The sequence below is a fragment of the Pseudomonas bubulae genome (assembly GCF_037023725.1).
In the GTDB taxonomy this organism is placed as follows: domain Bacteria; phylum Pseudomonadota; class Gammaproteobacteria; order Pseudomonadales; family Pseudomonadaceae; genus Aquipseudomonas; species Aquipseudomonas bubulae.
The window spans coordinates 3,590,916-3,611,875 of sequence record NZ_CP146077.1 but is presented as its reverse complement, the minus strand read 5'-3'; the positions used below and the strand labels follow the sequence as shown (position 1 = coordinate 3,611,875).

The following is a 20,960-nucleotide window of genomic DNA, read 5'->3' as shown; positions in this document are numbered from 1 at the left end:
AAAGTGCGCTTAGCTATATTTCGTTGCGAGTTTGCCGGTGGGCTTATGCTCCCGCTGCCTTTAGTCGTCTGGCGTGATCGAGGTAATGGGCGACAGGGTCAATGCGTGTGCGGTTCATTCTGGCCAGGTGATTGATGGTGTCCAGGTGGTCCATTGCATAGTCCGAACCGATCACATGGCCCAGATGCGAGCTGAAACGTCCGACCAGCCCGTCGTTCTGTTTGCTCTCGCGGGTGAAGAAACTGCCAAAGATGCGGCAGGCATTGTGTAGAGGGTCGAGCAGATTTAGCGACTCCGACAACCGTGAACCCTTGATGATGCCGCTCCATGAGTAATAAAGAACGTCATTGACCTGCTCGGGGCCCATGCCGCCCCAAGTGGCGGGCAGGCCCTGGGGGTATTTCAGGTTGAAGGCGGCAACGCCTTCGGTGGTCAGCGCGTTGAGGGCTTCAAGGGCGTGTTGCGGTAATTGCCGGTGGCCGGTGATCGCTGACAGGAAACTGGAAAACGAGGTGGTCAGGGCGGCGGCGACGGTTTCGGGGAGCGATCCGGGCACGAAGGCCTGGCGCAAGCGGTCTGCTGCTTCGGAGCCATGATTCGGACCGCTGACGGAGGTGACGGAGGCGATCATAAGGGGGGCCACGGCTGCCGCATAGCGGGCTGTCAGGGCACCCTGGCTGTGGCCGATCAGGTTGACCCGTGTTGCCCCGGTGCGCGAGCAAACCCCGCGTATGTATTCAAGCAGCTGCTCGCCCCGGGTCTCGTTGTTGTTGGCGGCCGAGATGATCGGTACGAAAACCCGGGCGCCCGATCCGCCGAGCGCTTGCTTGATGCCTTTGAAGTAGTTGAATGGGCCTATGCGGCCGAAACCGAAGAGGCCGTGTACCAGTAATATCGGATACTTGGTATTGGCTGAGTCGTCCATGGGCTATTTTCCAGGTGTTTTTGAACCATAAAAACACCTTAGTCGATACCGGCTTCGCGCAACCGTAGGCATTGTCCCTGGTTGCGCTGCGGTTTGCCGAACGCGTCTGTCAGGCGATGGCCTTGGCGGTGTGGCGCTGTGTTTGCAACTGATGTGCGGCGTTACGCAGCAGTTGCTCGGTCGCGTCCCAGCCCAGGCAGCCATCGGTCACCGAGACCCCGTAGCGCATGTTTGCACCCAGGGACTGGCAGCCTTCGAACAAATGGCTTTCGAGCATCATGCCGATCAGCGAGTGATCGCCGGCAAGACGTTGTTCAAGCACATCATTGAAGACTTGCGGCTGGCGCAGCGGGTCTTTGCCACTGTTGGCGTGGCTGCAATCGACCATCATGCGGGCCGGGATGGCGGACTTCTCAAGCCCTGCACGCGCCTTGGCGACGTTGGCGCGGTCGTAGTTGGGACCGCTGTGGCCGCCGCGCAACACCAGATGGGTGTCGGGATTGCCACGGGTCTCGACGATTGCCGGGTGGCCCTGGCTGTCGATGCCGAAGTGACGATGGCTGTGGGCGGCGGAACGCATGGCGTCGCAGGCAATGGCCACGCCGCCGTCGGTGCCGTTCTTGAAGCCCACCGGCAAATCAAGCCCGCTGGCCATTTCGCGGTGGATTTGCGATTCCGTGGTGCGGGCGCCAATAGCTACCCAGCCCAGCAAGTCGTCGAAGTAGCCGGCGGCGATGGGTTGCAATAGCTCGGTGGCGACCGGCAGGCCCATGCGCAGCATCTCCAGCATCAATTCGCGCGAAAGGGTCAGGCCGTGGGCCATGTCATCGCTGCCGTCCAGGTGCGGGTCGTAGGCCAGGCCTTTCCAGCCCACGGTGGTGCGCGGTTTTTCAATGTAAGCACGCATTACCAGCAGCATGTCGTCGCGCACATCATGGGCGAGGGCAGCCAGGTTGCTGGCGTATTCCAGGGCGGCGACGGGATCGTGGATGGAGCAGGGGCCGACCACCACCAGTAAACGGGAGTCTTCACCGTCAAGGATGGCGCGAATGGCTTGACGCTGGCTGCTGATCTGGACGCGCAGGGCATCGCTGAGGGGCAGTTGCTGTTTGAGTTGTGCTGCCGTGGGCAGGCGACGGGTCGTCACCGGGGCAGATACGGCGTGTACGGTTGGCAGGGCGGATACGGATGCGTTCATGGTTCGGGCTTCCTGGGCAGGCGGCGGGTTGTCCCGCGCGCTCAGCCCTAGTGGGGTGTTCGACAATTGGCCAGACTGGCTGTAAGTACGTGCGTGCCACCAATGTGGGTCCGTTCGGAGGCGGCAGGCTGTCCCGAACGGCGGCTGATAAATCGCCATGAAGTGCAAAGGTCGAAACGGTAATAAGTGGCGTAGTTCATGGGGTAAATCCTCAATTCAAGAAAATGTCAGGGGCCAAAAAAACAAAACCCCCGGTCGGGAAGCCGACCGGGGGTGAGAATTCTCTGTCAGGCGACCCCTAAGTAGTGGGCGCCGTGTGGGTATCAGGCGCGCCAGTGGCTAAACCAATACCCAAAATAAAATCGTGCTGTGGAGTGCATGTTGTTCGCGCACACAGCAGCAGCCAGACGCGATTGGCGTGTGGTCATGCAGATGGCGGTGGTGGCGTGATGCAACATGGGTGGTCTCCGATTGATGGTTTGCAGCTTACGCGAGGCGAACGGGCAGATTCAATAAGAAAATACTATCTGGAACTCCCACGATCACTATTGACCTGTACGTGTGCAATGCCGGGGCAGGGCGCAGAGCCCTGTAATCGGGCCCCTGAGCCAGTATGAACACTAAATCGGGCCTGTCGCCCGATTAGGCGCATACTCAAGCTAACTCATCATCCTTAGCTTCTGTCAGATGCGTGCCCTGAGACGGAATGATCCCGTCCTTCATGCCCAGAAGAACCGCTACCTTGTGGGCTTCACCACGTTTCCCCTTTTTGCGCCCGGCGAGCACTTGATAAGTGGTAGCCGGGTCTATGCCATGTTCCCGAGCGAACTCTTGAACGGACTTTCCCTGGTGTTCCAGCCATGCCTTGGCTTGTGCAGCGGTACGAATTCCGGTCATAGTTCAAAACCGTTCAAAGTTGTTTAATATTTATCGATTATACCATCCTTGTGGGTGTTTAAAATGGGATCCTACATCCAAATGAGTGGAATTGGTTTGCGCTTGCGGCAGGAGCGAGAGCGGCTAGGTTTGTCGCAAAAAACTTTTGGCGAAATCGGTGGTGTCGAGGCTAATGCCCAGGGCAAATATGAAAATGGTGACCGCGCACCCAAGGCAGATTACTTGTCGCGCGTTGCTGCCCGGGGTGTTGACGTGCTTTACGTGTTGACCGGCAGTCCAACCCCGACCCTGCTCGATAATTTGAGTCATCTTGAAGAGAAGGTGCTGATCAGTTACAGGGTGCTGCACAAGGAGGATCAGGACGCCATTCGCCGCCTCACCACTACCCTGGCAGAATTATCGGCACCTCAAGCGGCAAAGGAACGCCGTGATCCTAAGGAGGTAGATCCCGTCAAGGAATGAATGTTTAAAAGGATTTAATGCTTTGGCAGGGATAGTTGACGCAAGTCGATAGGTTGGTGCTTTAGTTTTTGCTAAGGTGTCGGCAATCAACCAAGACCAATTTGCGAGGTGTCGACTTGATTCGGGTTCTAGTGGTCGATGACCACGATCTTGTGCGTACAGGGATCACACGAATGCTGGCCGATATCGAAGGTCTGCAGGTGGTCGGTCAGGCCGAGTCCGGCGAAGAGTCGTTGCTCAAGGCTCGTGAATTGAAGCCGGATGTGGTCCTGATGGATGTCAAAATGCCTGGCATTGGTGGTCTTGAGGCTACTCGCAAGATGATGCGCAGCCACCCGGATATCAAGGTTGTCGCTGTGACCGTGTGTGAAGAAGACCCTTTTCCTACGCGCTTGCTGCAAGCAGGCGCGGCGGGTTACATGACCAAAGGTGCCGGTCTGGCTGAAATGGTTCAGGCAATTCGCCAGGTGTTCGCAGGCCAGCGCTATATCAGTCCGCAAGTGGCACAGCAACTGGCGCTCAAATCTTTTCAGCCTGCCAGCGACTCTCCCTTCGATGCCTTGTCCGAGCGCGAAATCCAGATCACCCTGATGATTGTTGGCTGTCAGAAGGTTCAGGTTATTTCTGACAAGCTTTGTTTGTCGCCCAAGACGGTAAACACCTATCGCTACCGTATTTACGAGAAGCTCTCGGTCAAGAGCGATGTTGAGCTGGCCTTGCTGGCCGTTCGTCACGGCATGGTTGATGCTGGTTAGAGATGACAGACGTGTTTGATGCAAGTGCATTTCTTTCGACCTGCAGTGGTCGACCCGGCGTGTATCGCATGTTCGACAGCGATGCGCGGCTTCTCTATGTGGGCAAGGCCAAGCACCTGAAAAAACGCCTGGCCAGCTATTTTCGCAAAACCGGCCTGGCGCCCAAGACGGCTGCACTGGTTGCGCGTATCGCGCAAATTGAAACCACTATTACCGCCAACGAAACCGAAGCGCTGTTGCTTGAGCAGACGCTTATCAAAGAGTGGCGTCCGCCGTACAACATCCTGTTGCGCGACGACAAGTCCTACCCCTATGTGTTTTTGTCGGATGGTCAATACCCGCGGCTGAGTATTCACCGCGGTGCCAAAAAACTGAAAGGCAAGTATTTCGGGCCTTACCCCAGCGCCGGCGCCATCCGTGAAAGTCTGAGTATCCTGCAGAAGACTTTTCTGGTGCGTCAGTGCGACGACAGCTACTTCAAAAACAGAACGCGACCTTGCTTGCAGTACCAGATCAAGCGTTGCAAGGCGCCTTGCGTCGGCCTGGTTGACCCGCAGGAATATGCCGAGGACGTACGCCATTCGATCATGTTCCTTGAAGGGCGTAGCAGTGCCCTGACCGATGAGTTGAACGCAGCCATGGAACAGGCTGCCAGCACGCTGGACTTCGAGCGTGCCGCTGAGGTGCGTGACCAGATTTCCTTGCTGCGCCGGGTTCAGGACCAGCAAAGCATGGAGGGCGGTAACGGCGACGTGGACGTAATTGCCGCTTTCGTCAACCCGGGCGGCGCCTGTGTGCACCTGATCAACGTGCGCGGCGGGCGTGTGCTGGGCAGCAAGAATTTTTTCCCTCAGGTAGGTATTGAGGAAGATGTCGCCGAAGTCATGGCGGCCTTTCTTGGCCAGTACTACATCAGCAGCCCCGAGCGCGACCTGCCCAGCGAGTTGATCGTCAACGTGGAGCATGAGAGCTTCGGGGCGATTATCGATGCAATCGCCGAGCTGCGTGGCCGAGAGCTGGCGATCAGCTATCGTGTGCGCGGCACCCGGGCGCGCTGGCAGCAGTTGGCGGTCACCAATGCCGAGCAAGCGCTGATGGCCCGCCTGACCAATCGCCTGCATGTGGCGGCGCGTTTTGAAGCCTTGGCCCAGGTATTGAAACTCGACGAGATTCCGCAGCGCCTGGAGTGCTATGACATCAGCCACTCCAGCGGCGAGGCCACTGTGGCGTCCTGCGTGGTGTTTGGCCCCGAGGGGCCGATCAAGTCCGACTACCGGCGCTTTAACATTGAAGGTGTCACGCCAGGCGACGACTATGCCGCCATGCACCAGGCACTGATGCGGCGCTTCAGTCGACTCAAGGAGGGAGAGGGTAAACTGCCGGACATTCTTCTGGTCGACGGTGGCAAGGGGCAGATGTCGATGGCCCGTGATGTGCTGAATGAATTGGCAGTACCCGACCTGATTTTGCTTGGCGTGGCCAAAGGTACGACGCGCAAGGCCGGTTTTGAAACGCTTTACCTGAATGATGCGGCCCATGAATTCACCCTCAAGGGTGACTCGCCGGCCTTGCATCTGATCCAGCAAATCCGTGACGAGGCCCACCGCTTTGCAATTACCGGGCACCGGGCGCGACGCGGAAAAACCCGTCGAGCCTCAACGCTGGAAGGCATTGCAGGGGTAGGGCCGACCCGCCGCCGAGATTTATTGAAACATTTTGGTGGCTTACAGGAGCTATCTCGTGCAAGCATCGAGGAGATCGCCAAAGCACCCGGGATCAGTAAAAAGCTCGCTGAGTTGATTTATGCAAACCTGCACAGCGAGTAGAATGCCACCTCACCTCGTAGCCAGTTGTGCCGATGAATATCCCTAATTTGATCACCGTACTACGCGTTCTACTTATTCCTTTCTTCATTTTGTTGTTTTACCTGCCTTACAGCTGGAGTTATGCAGCCGCCAGCTCAGTCTTCGCCTTTGCGGCGGCGACCGACTGGCTTGACGGCTACCTGGCCCGCCGGCTGGAGCAGAGCACGCCTTTTGGTGCCTTTCTGGATCCGGTGGCCGACAAGTTGATGGTGGCTGTGGCTTTGGTGTTGCTGGTGCAAGAGCATCACAACGTGTGGCTGACCTTGCCGGCGGCGGTGATTATTGGCCGTGAGATCGTCATCTCCGCGTTGCGCGAGTGGATGGCGGAGCTGGGGGCACGGGCCCAGGTAGCGGTCTCGAACATGGGCAAATGGAAAACCGCAGCGCAAATGCTCGCTCTGGTCATACTGCTGGCCAATCCGTCGGACTTCAGCTTCTGGGTATTGGTAGGGTACGGGTTGCTGTTGGTAGCTGCCGGCTTGACCCTGTGGTCGATGCTCCAGTATTTGCGGGCTGCCTGGCCGCATCTGAAGACCACCTCGGTAAAATAAATAAAACTTTTTAAAACAAAGGCTTGACGCGTTATTAGATTTCTATAGAATGCGCATCACCAAGCGGGAATAGCTCAGTTGGTAGAGCACGACCTTGCCAAGGTCGGGGTCGCGAGTTCGAGTCTCGTTTCCCGCTCCAAACATGGCCCAGTGAATTCAATCGGATTCGCAAGGGCAGAACAAAGGACCTTCGGGTCCTTTTTTCGTTTCTGGCGTTTTATTCGGGGATGCTGAGTCGCTCTTCTGAAGCCGCGGGCTGAAAATGATGTGCGCCCGACACAGCGTATTGATCTATTAAATGCCCAACCGTTTGCTATTCCCTGGCCTGTTTGATTGAGACGTTGAATATGGGTTTATTTAAAGTTCGCAGCTCTTTCAAGAAAAGCGCACTTGCCCCGCCAGCGATCCACTTCACTCAAGTCCGGCGCCATCAGCTCCCGGACAGCAGATTGCGATTTCATGTTTAGTGCATCATGTTTAATGATCTTTAGCGCTTTAATATGTTAGCGAAATCAATCAGTTGATCAGCTCTGCCCATCAGCGGGTATTCGCCCGCTGAATAACGGCGCGCTCTTGTTATATTGTCCTACAAGGCAATTGATTTCTATATAACAGGCTCTGGCAACGGATCAGGAATATTGGTAGTTTGCGCCCCGTTGATCACTGGACCTCTAATAATGAAAAAACTATTCTTCAAGACCACCCTCGGTCTTGCCGTTGCACTTGCGTCGTCTCAGCTACTTGCCAGCGGTCTTGCAATCAATGAACAAAGTATCAGCGGTATGGGCACCGGTTTCGCCGGTCGATCGTCCTCCGCGGATGATGCCAGTACCGTTTACGGCAACCCTGCCGGCATGGCGCGCCTGAAACAGGAGCAGGTGAGTGCAGGTGCTGCCTTGCTCGTGGCGAAAACCGATATCAGCCATACCCGCAGTACCTTTGGCGGCAAGGAAGACGGCGATATGGTGCCGTTGACTGCGGTGCCAATGGGTTATTACGTCAAGCCGATTGATGAACACTGGGCTTTCGGTGTCGGTTTCTATGTGCCGTTTGGTTTGATTACGGACTATGGCAGTGGTTTCGCCGGCCGCTACTTCGCCAATAAAAGCAAGATTCAAGTCATGACGTTCCAGCCTACGGTCAGCTATGCCTTCAATGACAAGGTGTCGATCGGGTTTGGTCCGACCATCAACCGCATTGACGGTGAACTGACTTCACAAGTGCCAAATGCCCTTACCCCGGGCAGTAACGACGGCAAGGTGAAGATCAGCGGCGATGACACGGCCATCGGTTTCAACGCCGGCATCCTGGTACAGGCCACTGACAGCACCCGTGTGGGCCTGACGTATCACTCCAAGGTCAGTTACAACCTCAAGGGCACTACCAAGGTCACTGGCGGTACCTTCAGCCTGCTGGGCCTGAGCGGCCAGAGCTACGATGCCAAGCTGGACCTGGACACGCCGGAGTCCGTGGACTTCTCGGTCACTCACCAGCTCAATGATGACTGGACCCTGTATGCGGGGAGCACCTGGACCCGCTGGAGCCGCCTCAAGGATATTACCGCTCAGAACAGTGATGTCAGCCCGCGTCTTGGCGGCTCGTTGAGCACCATTACCGAGGAGCAGAACTGGCACGACACCTGGGCCCACGCCATTGGCGTCGCGTATCAGTTGAATCCGCAATGGGTGTTGCGCACGGGCTTGTCAGTCGATGAGTCGCCGACCAACAACAGCAACCGTTCGCCGCGTATCCCCACCGGTGACCGTACCGCCATCAGCTTCGGCGCTGGCTGGACGCCGGTGAGTAACATGACGATCGACCTGGCGTACTCCTACCTGTGGGAAGACAGTACCAAGGTCAACGACAGTTCGGCTTCCAAGGGCGCGTACAGCTCTACCTACAAAAACAGCGCGAGCGGTTTTGGTACTTCGATCACCTATCGTTTCTGATCTGCGGGTTTACGCAATATCACTGCAGTGATCTGAAGCAGAGTAGGGCCAGATATGTTTCGCATTTATTGCGGCGCATATCTGGCTCAAACCCTAGGGCGTGCTACTACAGATCAAATTTATGGCAGTGACAGTCAGCTGCTCTGAAGAGACGTTTCGCTATTGATATCGGAAGCGTCCTAACTCTTTTCATTCAAACATATCCAAAACTTACCCCACCCGGAGACGCGCCAAGGCTTTTGCCTGCGAATTGTCTCGTTGAAAAGACTTTGCCTCACTCATCAAGTTTGGCGAATCACGGATGGAGTAAGCATGTTTGGATGTTATCTCGGGATGAGGTCTTTATTTCCGGTTGTACCGGGCAGCCTGGCCAAGCTGGGTTTGTTATCCCCAGAAACCGACAGGGATGATCGGCATTCAGCCTTCTTGGCCCGCCAGTCTTCAGCAGCACTGCATGCCCGGGAATCTTTCCTGGGCATGCCTAAACGTGGCCTGGCCTTTATTTTGGCCAATGCGCTGTTCTGGCAACCACTGCTGGTGCAGGCCGAAGGCATCGTTGTCAGCGGGCCAGGCACCAGCCTGGGAGCGGCGGGTAATGGCGTTCCGATCGTCAATATTGCTGCACCCAATGGCAGCGGTCTGTCGCATAACCAGTTCAATGACTACAACGTCGGTGCCAATGGCCTGATCCTCAACAACGGCATTGACCGTACCCAGTCGACCCAACTGGGCGGCATCATCCTAGGCAACCCGAACCTGCAGGGCAACGCCGCCCATATCATTCTCAACGAAGTCAACGGCGGCAGTCCCAGCCAGTTGCGCGGTTATACCGAAGTGGCGGGGCAGTCGGCCAAGGTGATCGTGGCCAACCCCTACGGTATTACCTGTAATGGCTGCGGTTTTATCAATACTCCCAGTGTCACGCTTAGCACGGGCAAACCTCTGTTTGATAATGGTCGTCTGGATCGTTATCAGGTTGATGGCGGTACGGTGACCATTGACGGTCAGGGTTTGAACGCCAGTAATATCGATCGCTTCGACATCATCACCCGCTCGGCGAAGATCAACGGCCAGATCAATGCGCGTCACTTGACGGTGATTGCCGGTCGCAACGACGTCAATGCCCGGACCCTGCACGCCACTGCGCGCGCGGATGACGGCAGCGCCAAGCCGCAGTTGGCCATTGACTCCAGCGCCTTGGGCGGAATGTATGCGGGCGCCATCAGGCTGGTGGGTACCGAGGCCGGAGTCGGGGTCAAGCTGGACGGCACGCTGGCGGCCAGTGGCGGGGATATACAGCTCGATGCCAATGGGCATTTGCGTATGGCTCAAGTCACGGCCAGCAGTGCGATCACAGGCAAGGCTGGAAGTCTCGATGCCCAAGAGGCGATCTATGCTGGCAGCACACTGGATATGCAGGCTCAAGGCAACCTGAGCAGCCGTAAAAACCTTATCGCACGTGACAGCATAAAGCTCTCCAGCGGCGCGCAGTTGACCAATCACGGCATTATCGAGGCAGGGGTCAATGCCGACCATTCCCGCAACAGTCATGGCGATGTGTACATCGCCGCAAAAACGCTTGCGAACACACACGCCAGCATCATTGCCAGTCGTCACCTGACAGCTAGCGCCCAAATCCTGAGCAATCAGGGGGGCACGCTGAGCGCCAAACAGGCCGCCAGCATCCGTGCAGACACTCTGGATAACCAGAACAAAGGGCGGATTCTGAGTAGCGCCAGTCTCGACCTCAAAACTGATCGGTTACTTAACAGCCAAGGTCTGGTTTCAGCCAGCAGCATCGACGCCCGGATCGGCAGCTTGGACAACCGCACTGGCATGCTCAGCAGTCAGGGTGAGATGCGCCTGGCCGTTGATGGCACATTGCAGAACCGCAGTGGCGTAGTGATAGCCGACGGCAACGCAAGCGTAACTGCAACCCGCCTCGATAACAGCAGCGGCCGGATTTCCGGCAAGCAGAACCTCAAGGTTCAAGTGCAGGATCTAAACAACCAGCAAGGTCAACTGATCGGCCAAGGTGCCGTCCAACTGAGTAGTAATACCCTGGACAACCGTCATAAAGGCCTGGTCGGCGGCGCTCAAGGGCTGACGCTTGATGTGGCCGATATCGATAACCGTGAAGGCGAAGTGTCGAGCCAGGCTGGTTTGTCGTTGAAGGGTTTTCGGCTGGACAACACGGGCGGCAGGCTTACCAGCGAAAAACACAGCCGTCTTGAGCTTAGTGCCGGCGTGGCAAACACCTTGGGCCTGATCAGCAGTGAAGGCGGGTTAAGCCTCTCTGCGACTGAGTTGTCCAACCACCAGGGCAGCATTTCCAGCGCTGGCCAACTTGCTATCAGCAGTGGTGGGTTGAACAACGAAAAGGGTTCGCTGCAGGGCAAGGCCATCACGCTCGACTTGGGTACTGCCACAGGCGATCTCAACAATATGGGCGGCCTGATCACCACAGCAGGCCCTTTGACCCTCAAGCACCTGCGTGACCTGAACAACCGTGGCGGCGAGATTTCCACTACGCAAACCCTCCGCCTGAGTGTCCGCAACCTTGATAATACGGGCGGCAAGCTGATCAGCAATAACCTTTTGGACATCAATGGCGACAACCTGCTCAATCAGGGCGGGCTGATCTCCGGCTGGCAGGGTTTGAATGCCACCGGTACAACGCTCGACAATCGCAACAGCGGCAAACTGTCCAGCCTTTACGGCAACCTTGATGCCCATCTCAGCTCCAGCCTTCTCAATAGCGGTACAGGTATTCTGGTCAGCCAAAAAAACCTGACCGTCACAGCGGCCAACCTGGACAACAGCGGTCAGGGCAATATAACCAGTGCTGGCGCCCAAAGCCTTGATGTCAGTGGTTGGCTGAACAACGCCGAGGGCGGGGTGATTGACAGTGGTGCGGCTCTGTATCTGAGTGCGCGTGATCTCGACAACAGTGCTGGCAGTATCAAAGGTGCCGCCGCCACAACCCTCGACCTGCCTGGCACCTTGTCCAACACCCGCGGCAAGCTGTCCAGCGGTGGCCCGCTATTGATCCAGCGGGCGGCGCAGATCGACAACCAGGGCGGTGAGCTGGTCAGCAGAAGCGTGCTGAGCCTGATGACCGCTGGCCTGGACAACCGCAATCGCGGCACAGTCGCGGCAGATGGCAAGTTGGACATTAGCGTCAGTGGCCTGGTGCAAAACAGCAATGACGGCCTGATCTACAGCCAGGACGGCGAGCTCAAACTTACCGCTAGCCGCCTGGACAACGCCAAGGGCAAGGTGCAAGGCAAGACCGGCTTAGAACTGGACATTACTGAAAATATCGACAATCAGGGTGGCAAACTGATTGCCCAAAACGGTGATTTGGCGATCAAGGCCGCCAACCTGGATAACCGTGGTGGTGAGCTTGGCAGCCTCAAGCAAGCCCTCAATGCTCGCGTAGTCGGTGTACTGCGCAACGGTGTGGCAGGGATCATCCAGGGCCTGCGTCTGAATCTGATCGCGGGCAGTATCGATAACGTCGGCGGGAAAATCTCAGCGCAAGTGGGCGATGCCCTCGTGACCACCGACGCTTTTGACAATCGCGACGGCAATCTCTACGTCAAGCGTCTGCTGACAATAACCGGCTACGCCTTCGACAACAGCGGCGAAACAGGTGGGCGTGTGGCAGCAGAGCACGTCAGCCTCGATCTGAGTGACGCCCTGAATAACCATAAAGGCCTTATCGAAAGCACAGGAACCCTGAGTGTCAGCGCCGCCAGCATGGATAACCGGACGGGGCAGTTGCGTACGCTGGGTACCAGCGGCGATACCTTGTTACAGATTGGCGGGCTGCTGGACAACCGCAACGGCACCCTGGAAAGCGCCAATACTGAGTTGACGTTACTCGCGGGCAGCTTCCAGAACGCGGGTGGCAAGGTACTGCATTCCGGCAGCGGCACTTTCGCCATTGATCCGTCGATCCTCGACAACGTTGGCGGCAGTCTGGTGAGTCGAGGTGGCCTGACCCTCAACCAGGACAGCTGGACCAACAGCAGCCTGATTCAGGCCGCGCGCCTGACAGTCAACGTCAACAGCCTCAATCAAGTTGCGGGCGGCCAGTTACTGGCATCCAACAGTTTTGTTGGCGCAGGCGGGAACTGGTCCAACAACGGTTTGCTCGCCAGTGACGGCACTCTGAGTATCAACCTGGAGGGTACTTATTCGGCCAGTGGTCGGCTGAGCAGCCTCGGATCCCTGGATCTGCGCGCCGCGCAACTGCACTTCAGCGAAACCGCCACCCTGGCCGGTGGTGACGGCACCCGGGTCACAGTGGCAGGACAGTTGAACAACGCCGGGCGGATGACGTCTGCGACCGACCTCAACCTCATTGCCAATGAGGTGTCCAACACCGGCACACTGGGGGCTGGCGCGAACCTTATGCTCACTGCCGACACAGCACTCAATCGCGATGGTCTGATTTTCAGCGGCGGTGACATGCAGCTGCTGTCCACCACCTTCACCAATGCCTATGCGACGGTCTATGGCCTGGGCGATGTGCTGATCGCCAAAGATACAGATCACAACCAGGCCGATTTGCTGGACAACCGCTCCGGCACGGTTGAAAGCGCGCAGAACCTGAGCATCCGCGCCATGACCGTGAATAACGTGCGGGATGTGCTGGAATACACGGCCCAGGAAAAAAGCTCGGTGACCATCACTGAGCTCGATTGCAACTTGATACCTGGTGCCGGTTGTGACTTTCGTCGTAAAGGGCGGCGAAACGGCCTGTGGCAAATCGATGAAATCGATCGCCTGAACGTTACCCGAAGCACAGCGGCTTCGCTCTTGGGCAGTGGCGCGGACCTCCAGATCCTCGCCGGGACGCTCAATAACCACAGCAGCACCATTGCCGCCACAGGCAACGTGACGGCCACCGCAGAGACCCTTAACAACCTGGGCGTGCAAGCGCAGGAGATCACCACCACCCGCACGTACTGGAACTATGTCACACAGATTTTTGCGGCCATCCCGGCGGCTGCCAATTTCAATGCCAAAAACAGCCCCACACCCTCGGCCACCGTTGAGTCTGACCTGAGTTACTTTATTGGCCTGCTGGGCGGTGGCAAGCTATCGCACACCACCCGCACCCAAAACATCGACGGGCAGGCCCATGACGCTGTGATCCAAGCCGGGGGCGACGTCAACCTCAGTGCCGGGCAAAGCCTTAACAACAGCGTGATCCGGCCGTACTACGGTTATGTCGCTGCCGGCCGTACGCCAACCGACACGGGCGCGGGAAGTGGCTACTCCACACCGATCCACATCAACGCCCAATTGCCAGCGGATGTGGCCCAGCAACAAGTGAACCCGGTAGAGCTGCCCGGCTTCAGCTTGCCTGAGGGCCAGAACGGCCTGTTTCGCCTGAGCGGGCAGGGCAGCAGCACTGTGTCGGCCGTTCACTCTCCCTCCCTACCGGTCGACCTCTCAGGTGCAGCAGGTTCTGCAACAGCGATTGACGGCCTGACCATCAACCGTGTTCAGGGCTTGCCTGACACAAACGTTGTAACCAGCCCGCACAAATACCTGATCGAAACCAACCCGGCTCTGACCCACCTCAAACAATTTATGGGCTCGGACTACCTGCTGGCGAAGTTGGGTTACGAGCCGGACCAAAGCCAGAAGCGCCTGGGTGACGGCTTTTATGAACAGCGCTTGATTCAGCAAGCCCTCACCGCCCGTACTGGCCAGCGTTTTATCGACGGCCAAACCAGCGATGCGGCGACGTTTAAATACCTGATGGACAATGCTGTCGCCAGCAAGCAGGCGCTCAACCTCTCGGTGGGTATCACCCTGACAAGCGAACAGATCGTGGCCCTGACCCACGATATCGTCTGGTTGGAAAACACCACGATCAACAACCAGCAAGTGCTGGTTCCGGTGTTGTACATGGCCCAGGCGAACAAACGCCTGGCCCCTAATGGCGCATTGATTGCCGGAAACAACGTCAACCTGATCACAGGTCAAGACCTCAAAAACGTCGGCACCTTGCGGGCCACAGAAAACCTGTCAGCCAACGCAGGTAACCACCTGATCAACAGCGGCCTGATCGACGCCGGCAACCGCCTCGACCTGCTGACGGGCAATAACCTGAGCAACAAGGCGGGCGGCATCCTTGCCGGGCGCGATATCAGCCTAACGGCCAGCAAGGGTGATCTACTCAATGAGCGCACCGTTATCCGTCATAACAGCAGCAACGGCTATCGCAGCGAACGCACCGACTTCATGGACAGCGCCGCTCGCATTGAAGCGGCGAACAACCTGTCTCTGCACGCGGGCCGCGACGTCCACAGTGTTGGTAGCGTAATCAAAAGCGGCGCAGACACCACCATCAAGGCAGGTCGTGACGTCAACCTTATTGCCACAGAACAACGCAACAGCCAGGTTGCCGGCACACTGTCGCGTGGCGAGAGCGTCACCCAATATGGCTCTGTCATTGAAGCGGGTCGCGACTTCCAGATTGTTGCCGCGCGGGATATCAGCGCTATCGCCAGCCAGATTGCAGCCACCCGCGACCTGGCCATGGCCGCATCGGGCGACCTGACCCTGGCCTCGGCTGCAAACGAGCAGCACAGCGCGCTCAACACCAAAAAAGTCAAAACCCGGGACGATCGCGTCAGCCAGGTCTCGAGCGTGGTCAAGGCCGGTGGCGATGTGACGCTGAGTGCCGGGCAGGATATGGCGGTAATTGGCAGTCGGGTGGAGGCGGGCGGTGAAGCATACCTGGTGGCTGGCGCAAGCCTTGAGCTCAAATCCGCAGAGGAACTGGATTACAGCTTCTATAGCAAGAGCAAAAAAAGCTCGTCCGGAAAATCCTTCCGCCTGAACGAAACCGACACCCTCACTAACGTTGGCAGTCTGGTCACCTCGGGGGGTAACAGCACCTTGGTGGCGGGTGATGACCTGCTCTTGCAAGTCAGTGCGGTCAATGCAAAGCAAGGTGCTGCCAAGCTGCTTGCGGGCAACAATATTCAGATCCTCGCCGCCAGTGATTCCAGCAGTGTGCGCCACGAGAACAGTCAAAGTAAAAGCAGTTGGGGTGGCCTGAACTCGAGCAAGGCCAAGCGTCAGGTCAGTGAAGCCAGCACGACAGCTGTAGGAAGCATTGTCTCGGGTGACACGGTCAATGTGGCTGCCAGGCGAGACGTAAAAGTCACGGGTTCGGCGCTGGTCAGCACCGATGACCTTACTGTTCAAGCCGGGCGTGACCTGACTGTTGATGCGGCAATCAACACGTTTTCGCGAACTGAGATGCGCAAGGAGAAAAAGCGCGACCTCACAGGTGTGCTGACCGGGAACAACCTTGGGTTGGACGATATTAGCGGCAACCTGCATCTCTCCAACAGTGGCCAAAAGCACAACGGCACTGCACAGGAGAGCACCTTGCAGGGCAGCACCCTGGGCTCCAGCGTCGGTGACGTGACCCTGACTGCGGGTCGTGAGTTGAAGGTGATAGCCAGTGACTTGGTCAGTACCCAGGACATGGGCCTGAGCGGTTCCAATGTCACCATCGCCGCGGGTACTGAAACCGCGCACCAGACCACCCAAGACAGCTCCAGGAGTATGGGTGTGGGGCGGGTTGTGGGTGGCATGGTGGTCGATACGGTAACCAGCATTCGTAACGACGTGCGGGCTTCGCAGCAGGCTGACGACAGCCGTCTCAAGGCAGTCAAGGGCGCGCAGGCGTTGCTGTCTGCTTACAACGCCGCAGGCAATATGGATGCCAGTGCCGCGAATGTGTCAGAAGGTAAGCCTGCCAATAGCGGTGGCGCGCTGATAAAAATCGGTACCGAACTGGGCTCCACTAACAAGAAAAGCAGCAGTGAGTACAACGCTGAAACAGCCAGGCAATCCACCCTCAACAGTGGCGGCAGTCTGGCCATTGTGGCAACAGGCAATGCCCCCGACACCCAGGGCGATATTCATGTCATTGGCAGCAGCCTCAAGGCTAGAGACACCCTGTTGCGGGCAGAGCATGACATCACCCTGGAAAGCGCCCAAGACCGGAAAAGCTGGGACAACCAAAGTAAAAACGACAAAACCAGTATGGGTGTCAGCTTCAATGTGGGTGAACAAACGGGTTTCACCCTCGACCTTGGCGCACAACTGGCCAAGGGCATGGGTAAAGGGCGGGAAGTCAGCCAGGTCAACAGCACGTTAGACACTGGACTGCTGGTGCTCAAAAGCGGCCAGGACACTGCGTTGGCCGGTGCTCAAGTGCGGGCGGATGCCATCAAGGCTGATATCAGTGGCAATCTGAGCATGGCTTCACGTCAGGATGAAGCCCGCCAGAAGAACAGGCAAACCAGCGCTGGCGTGGGCGGGAGTATTTGTGTGCCCCCGTTTTGTGTGGGCGCTCCGGTATCCGCTTCGGCCAATATCGCTGGCAGCAAAATGAACAGCGATTATCAGGCTGTGACCGATCAGACGGGCCTGTCTGCGGGCACAGGTGGTTACGACATCAACGTCGGAAAAACCACCGCGCTTCTAGGCGCCGTGATTGCCAGCGATGCGCCGGCTGACAAAAACCATCTCAGCACTGATCGCCTGTTGGTCAGTGACATCAAAAATAAAAGCGCCATAACAAGTCAGGCCGGGAGTTTGAGCTATTCCGGGGCCTTGGCAGGGGGCGGGGTGGATGCCCGCTCGGTCGCTGGCGGCACGCTGCCGGTGTTTCTCAAGGACTCTGAGAAGAGTAAAACCCAAAGCGCCATCAGTGAAGGCACCATCACCGTGCGCAACCCCGATGGCGGCAATGACCTGGTGGGGTTGAACCGCGACACCGTGAACGCCAATCAGCATCTGGATCGGCCTGATGAAAAGGCCATGCAAGCACGCATCGACCTGATTCAAAGCTCGGCGCAGCTGTCCAGCAGCGTAATTAATAGCGTGGCCAAAGCCAAGGCTGATGCGGCAACCAAACAGGCCAATGAGGCAACTACCCCAGAGCAACAACAAGCGGCTGCGCTTGCGCTGGATGACGCCAGGAGCTGGCAGGTCGGGGGCGATAGACGGCTGATGGCCAATATTGCATCGGGCCTGATCGCGGCGGGCCTGGGAGGGGCAACGGGCAGTACGGCTGTGGGTGTTGTTGCGAACGTATCATCCAGTGAGATTTTTAAAAAAATCGGTGATTTCGCTACCGCGCAAAGAGATAAATCTACGGACAGTGCAGTAAAGGCAGCCTGGGATGAAGGCGGTGCAGCTCGTGTCTTGCTGCATGCGTTGGCGGGTGCGGCAATAGGTTTGTCCAGCGGCAATGCGCAGGCGGGTGCTCTGGGAGCTGGAGCCTCTGCGGCGTTGATGCCATCGGTGGGTCAGGCGCTGAAAGACAGTGGGCTGTCTCGTCAGGAACAAGATGCTATAGCTGCATTGATTGCGACAGGCGTTGGAGCCTCTGCGGGGGCTGGAAGTGGGCCCGGCGAGGCTGTGGTGGCAGGTGGGGCAGGGTTTGGTGTGGAAGCCTTCAATAGGCAGCTGCATAAGCAACAAGAAATTCCGGTTCTGGAGAAAAAGGCCGAAGAGCTTTACAAAACCCTGGGAGCGCCAAGATCCAGTGCCCTTTGGCTGGATTTGTTGATGATTGCTGCGGGTGGCGCCCTGGATGCTGCTGATGAAGCCCGTTTGAGCGGTTTGGTTGCGCAGTCCACAGGCAATGATCCGCAGTCCCGAAATTTTATCGATGACCTGAATATTGCCAAAGGGATTATTGGGCAACTGGCGGCACAGAAAATCCCTCTGAAGTGGGGCGATGGAAGCCAAATTGTTGCCAATGGCGAGAAAGCCTTCGCGTTCAGAGCAACCGAAAAACAGTTCAATGACTCAACGCTGTTCAATGCGTCAGTCTTGCATGGTCAAGGCGTGGTGTATGAGCAATGGCGGCAATACGGCCAGGAGCAAACCAGCGCGCATTCGAAAGAAATGGGTGCGTTGTCCAGTACTGAGTCAGGTATAAAATCGGCTACCCAGCGTTTGTCAGATTTGGCAGGCAAAGGGATTACAACCATAGCGCCCGAGCTTGATGCTGCTATGCTGTTGATGCCGGCAGGTAAGGGCGCCAAGGTTGTTGTTGAGGCGGTTCTTGCCAAATTGGCGGCTGGTAAGGCTGCTGCGGGTGTTGGTGCAAAAGCAAATGTGGGGTCAATTAGTCATATCTCTGGAGTGAATCTTCCTAAAAGTCAGTCTAAGATGATTGCTAATTTTGAAACAGCAGGGTACCCAACAAAACCAGTAGTTTCTCCGACCAGCGGAAATGTGGTCGGAACTCAATACATCTTGCCTGATGGTTCGCGAGTTCGGGTGATGCAGGCGGATGGTCGGAGTCCTCGGCGCGCGTCATTCGAGAACGCTAATGGCGGACCTGTTGACCCTACTACTGGAAATCCGCCGCAGCCCCCGCAAGGTTTATCGAAGGCTGAGCGGAAGCAGTGGATTAGAAAGCGTACGCATATTGAGCAAGTGGACTAAAAGATGAGTGAATTGTTGCAAGCCGTGGCTCTTTTGTTGCCTATTAAAATTGAAAGAGTATTTTGGGATGGCGATACTTTGATGCTTTTTTCGGCGGACTGGAGCTTTCGGACTGAGAGTGCGTGGCGCGTTTCTAAGGGGCGGGAACTGCTTTTCGGTTGTTGGGATGACGACGCCCTTGACCATGTTTCTGATCTTTTAGGTTTGTCTATTATTGAGGTGGGTTGGCTTATTGATTCTCAGCCAATCGATCCATTTTTCAAATTGTCTGATGGCCGCATCTTGAATGCATTTTGTTCGTTATCAACTGAGCCTTGGCTGATGGAGTTCTCGGACGGGCCCGTTTATTTAGGTAATACTTAATGCTATAAGATTTTTTTGGTGCAAAAGGATCGGCAATTGCTCTCCAGAATTTCGGTGGACGCACTAGTAACGTACTGATCGCTACGACGGGTGAACCTATCAACAAAGAAGGCTTGACTAAAGCTGCTAGAGCGCTAACAAAGCATGCTTGGTGTGGAGGGCATAAAGACGGTGCTGATCAATGAGGTGTTGCACGATGTCAGAGTCCGCTCATTTTTTATGGTTGGTGATCTGTTTTGTGAGTTCTTGATATTTTTTAAGTTGTGTGATTCAGGCTGGGTCTCATTAACAGTTAGCGAGGGAGTGTCAAAGTTTTTTAAAGCTGGATTCAGATCTGGAATTGCTGAAGCTGTCTGAGATAAATGATGAGTTTGCGTATCCAATCAAGTCACTAAGTGGGGTCGATAAATACCCGGGGTTGAAATTATTGCCGGTATATGAGTATAGGATAAGTGATGTAGGCGAAGTCCGTGTTGGCGTTTATTTGGGTTTCGGAGGCTGCGGTCTTAGCGTGACTGAGTCTGATGAGTGTCTGTCAGTTACAAAAGGTGTGGTTAAATTTTCAGATAGTAAAATTTCACTGCATAAACTGATAGTTTAGTTGGTGCAAAACCCGGTAAGCACGTTGAGGATTTTGGCGGCAACGCGGCTAGCCCAAGAGATCGTAAAATGGTACTCGATAAAATTTATGACGTTGGAGGTAATCCTGAAAAGGTAATCCCCGGGACTTTTGCTGGGCAAGGTGTAAATGGCGCACGAGGTGATGTGTTTTTCAGAGTTAAGGGTAATGATGTGGTTGTTACCAAGCCTGATGGAACGTTCGTTACTATACTGAAGGATGGGGTAGCTCTGAATCCATCTGTACAGAGTGCATTGAAGGAGGGCGTCAGGTAATGAACTCTCCTGAGCTTATGATTACCTGGCTGTTAACAGTGCTCGGGAAGAAATTACTGTCAGTAAATGCTCTATTCCATGTTTTCTGTTTCGAGAGGGATTCTGCCCCTCAAGAGGTTGGCCTTCTATTCGAACAGTCTGAGTTTGGGAGGCTCTATGGAGGGCCTGATGGTGCGTCTCTCTGTTTTTCTTTGAGTCCGATTTCAAACTGCGATTTAGGTGAATACGGTAGGCAAGATATTTTTTGTATCTCTGGTGAGCTTTATTTCTCCGATGTTGTAGGAAGGAGGTTGGTGTCAGCATCACTTGTGCAGTCCTTAGCAGAAGACATAGTGGTGGGCGTTGCTCTTTCGTTTGATAACGGTTTTTGCCTATCCATTTTAAACTTAGGAGATGAGCTTTTTATCTATGATGAGATCCCAGAGGAAATAGTGATCAGTGAGGGGCTGAGCCTTATCTCTGTGAGTTGATGGGGGCAAAGAGGCATGTATCCTTGCTAGCGTCAAAGGCAGTCCTTCCGAAATCAATGCTCAAGGTCAAAAAATAGCTGATGATATTCTGAGTAATCCCGCGTCGACCGTAACCTACAAAGACT

Annotated in this window: 11 protein-coding genes and 1 tRNA gene; 9 read left to right on the top strand and 3 right to left on the bottom strand. The window is 56.1% G+C overall.

From position 1 onward, the window contains the following. Positions 1-43: 43 nt before the first annotated feature. The 3 genes from V6L81_RS16445 to V6L81_RS16435 all read right to left on the bottom strand — a co-directional run bounded on the left by V6L81_RS16445 (position 44) and on the right by V6L81_RS16435 (position 3,020). Entirely contained in the window at positions 44-925 is an 882-nt protein-coding gene (locus V6L81_RS16445) for a triacylglycerol lipase (RefSeq protein ID WP_095018453.1), read from the bottom strand. Positions 926-1,034: 109 nt separating this feature from the next. Next, a complete protein-coding gene (locus V6L81_RS16440) occupies positions 1,035-2,123 on the bottom strand; it encodes a 3-deoxy-7-phosphoheptulonate synthase (protein WP_095000025.1) in 1,089 nt (362 codons plus the stop codon). A 654-nt stretch (positions 2,124-2,777) separates the two neighbouring features. Next, on the bottom strand, positions 2,778-3,020 hold the full coding sequence (locus V6L81_RS16435; protein ID WP_095018455.1) for a DNA-binding protein: 243 nt from the start codon (positions 3,018-3,020) through the stop codon (positions 2,778-2,780). A gap of 81 nt (positions 3,021-3,101) precedes the next feature. Between V6L81_RS16435 and V6L81_RS16430 the strand changes: the two genes are divergently transcribed. The 9 genes from V6L81_RS16430 (at position 3,102) to V6L81_RS16390 (ending at position 20,835) form a co-directional block, all read left to right on the top strand. Continuing rightward, the gene (locus tag V6L81_RS16430; protein WP_095000026.1) at positions 3,102-3,482 is read left to right on the top strand and encodes a helix-turn-helix domain-containing protein; all 381 of its coding nucleotides are present in this window, start codon (positions 3,102-3,104) and stop codon (positions 3,480-3,482) included. A 116-nt stretch (positions 3,483-3,598) separates the two neighbouring features. Next, positions 3,599-4,237, top strand: coding sequence for a UvrY/SirA/GacA family response regulator transcription factor (gene uvrY / locus V6L81_RS16425; protein WP_095000027.1), 639 nt, complete (start codon positions 3,599-3,601; stop codon positions 4,235-4,237). A gap of 2 nt (positions 4,238-4,239) precedes the next feature. Then, positions 4,240-6,063, top strand: a complete 1,824-nt coding sequence (gene uvrC / locus V6L81_RS16420; protein WP_338660162.1) for an excinuclease ABC subunit UvrC — start codon at positions 4,240-4,242, stop codon at positions 6,061-6,063. A gap of 32 nt (positions 6,064-6,095) precedes the next feature. Continuing rightward, positions 6,096-6,653 (top strand): CDP-diacylglycerol--glycerol-3-phosphate 3-phosphatidyltransferase, encoded by a 558-nt coding sequence (gene pgsA, locus V6L81_RS16415; protein ID WP_016781234.1) that lies wholly within the window; start codon positions 6,096-6,098, stop codon positions 6,651-6,653. Between the two features lie 63 nt (positions 6,654-6,716). Next, positions 6,717-6,792, top strand: a tRNA-Gly gene (locus tag V6L81_RS16410). 538 nt (positions 6,793-7,330) lie between these two features. Beyond that, positions 7,331-8,602 carry an OmpP1/FadL family transporter gene (locus V6L81_RS16405; RefSeq protein WP_095018457.1) on the top strand — a complete coding sequence of 424 codons (1,272 nt, stop codon included), beginning with the start codon at positions 7,331-7,333 and terminating at the stop codon, positions 8,600-8,602. 333 nt (positions 8,603-8,935) lie between these two features. Continuing rightward, on the top strand, positions 8,936-19,108 hold the full coding sequence (locus V6L81_RS16400) for a hemagglutinin repeat-containing protein (protein ID WP_338660161.1): 10,173 nt from the start codon (positions 8,936-8,938) through the stop codon (positions 19,106-19,108). Positions 19,109-19,111: 3 nt separating this feature from the next. Next, positions 19,112-19,471 carry a hypothetical protein gene (locus tag V6L81_RS16395; protein WP_338660160.1) on the top strand — a complete coding sequence of 120 codons (360 nt, stop codon included), beginning with the start codon at positions 19,112-19,114 and terminating at the stop codon, positions 19,469-19,471. A gap of 893 nt (positions 19,472-20,364) precedes the next feature. Next, positions 20,365-20,835 carry a hypothetical protein gene (locus V6L81_RS16390; RefSeq protein ID WP_095024599.1) on the top strand — a complete coding sequence of 157 codons (471 nt, stop codon included), beginning with the start codon at positions 20,365-20,367 and terminating at the stop codon, positions 20,833-20,835. Positions 20,836-20,960: the final 125 nt, after the last annotated feature.

Excerpts from the sequence above, each read along its gene's own strand:
- pgsA (WP_016781234.1), top strand. The coding sequence starts at position 6,096 with ATGAATATCCCTAATTTGATCACCGTACTACGCGTTCTACTTATTCCT.
- uvrC (WP_338660162.1), top strand. The coding sequence starts at position 4,240 with ATGACAGACGTGTTTGATGCAAGTGCATTTCTTTCGACCTGCAGTGGT.
- V6L81_RS16435 (WP_095018455.1), bottom strand. The coding sequence starts at position 3,020 with ATGACCGGAATTCGTACCGCTGCACAAGCCAAGGCATGGCTGGAACAC.
- V6L81_RS16440 (WP_095000025.1), bottom strand. The coding sequence starts at position 2,123 with ATGAACGCATCCGTATCCGCCCTGCCAACCGTACACGCCGTATCTGCC.
- V6L81_RS16390 (WP_095024599.1), top strand. The coding sequence starts at position 20,365 with ATGAACTCTCCTGAGCTTATGATTACCTGGCTGTTAACAGTGCTCGGG.
- V6L81_RS16395 (WP_338660160.1), top strand. The coding sequence starts at position 19,112 with ATGAGTGAATTGTTGCAAGCCGTGGCTCTTTTGTTGCCTATTAAAATT.
- V6L81_RS16400 (WP_338660161.1), top strand. The coding sequence starts at position 8,936 with ATGAGGTCTTTATTTCCGGTTGTACCGGGCAGCCTGGCCAAGCTGGGT.
- V6L81_RS16445 (WP_095018453.1), bottom strand. The coding sequence starts at position 925 with ATGGACGACTCAGCCAATACCAAGTATCCGATATTACTGGTACACGGC.
- V6L81_RS16430 (WP_095000026.1), top strand. The coding sequence starts at position 3,102 with ATGAGTGGAATTGGTTTGCGCTTGCGGCAGGAGCGAGAGCGGCTAGGT.
- V6L81_RS16405 (WP_095018457.1), top strand. The coding sequence starts at position 7,331 with ATGAAAAAACTATTCTTCAAGACCACCCTCGGTCTTGCCGTTGCACTT.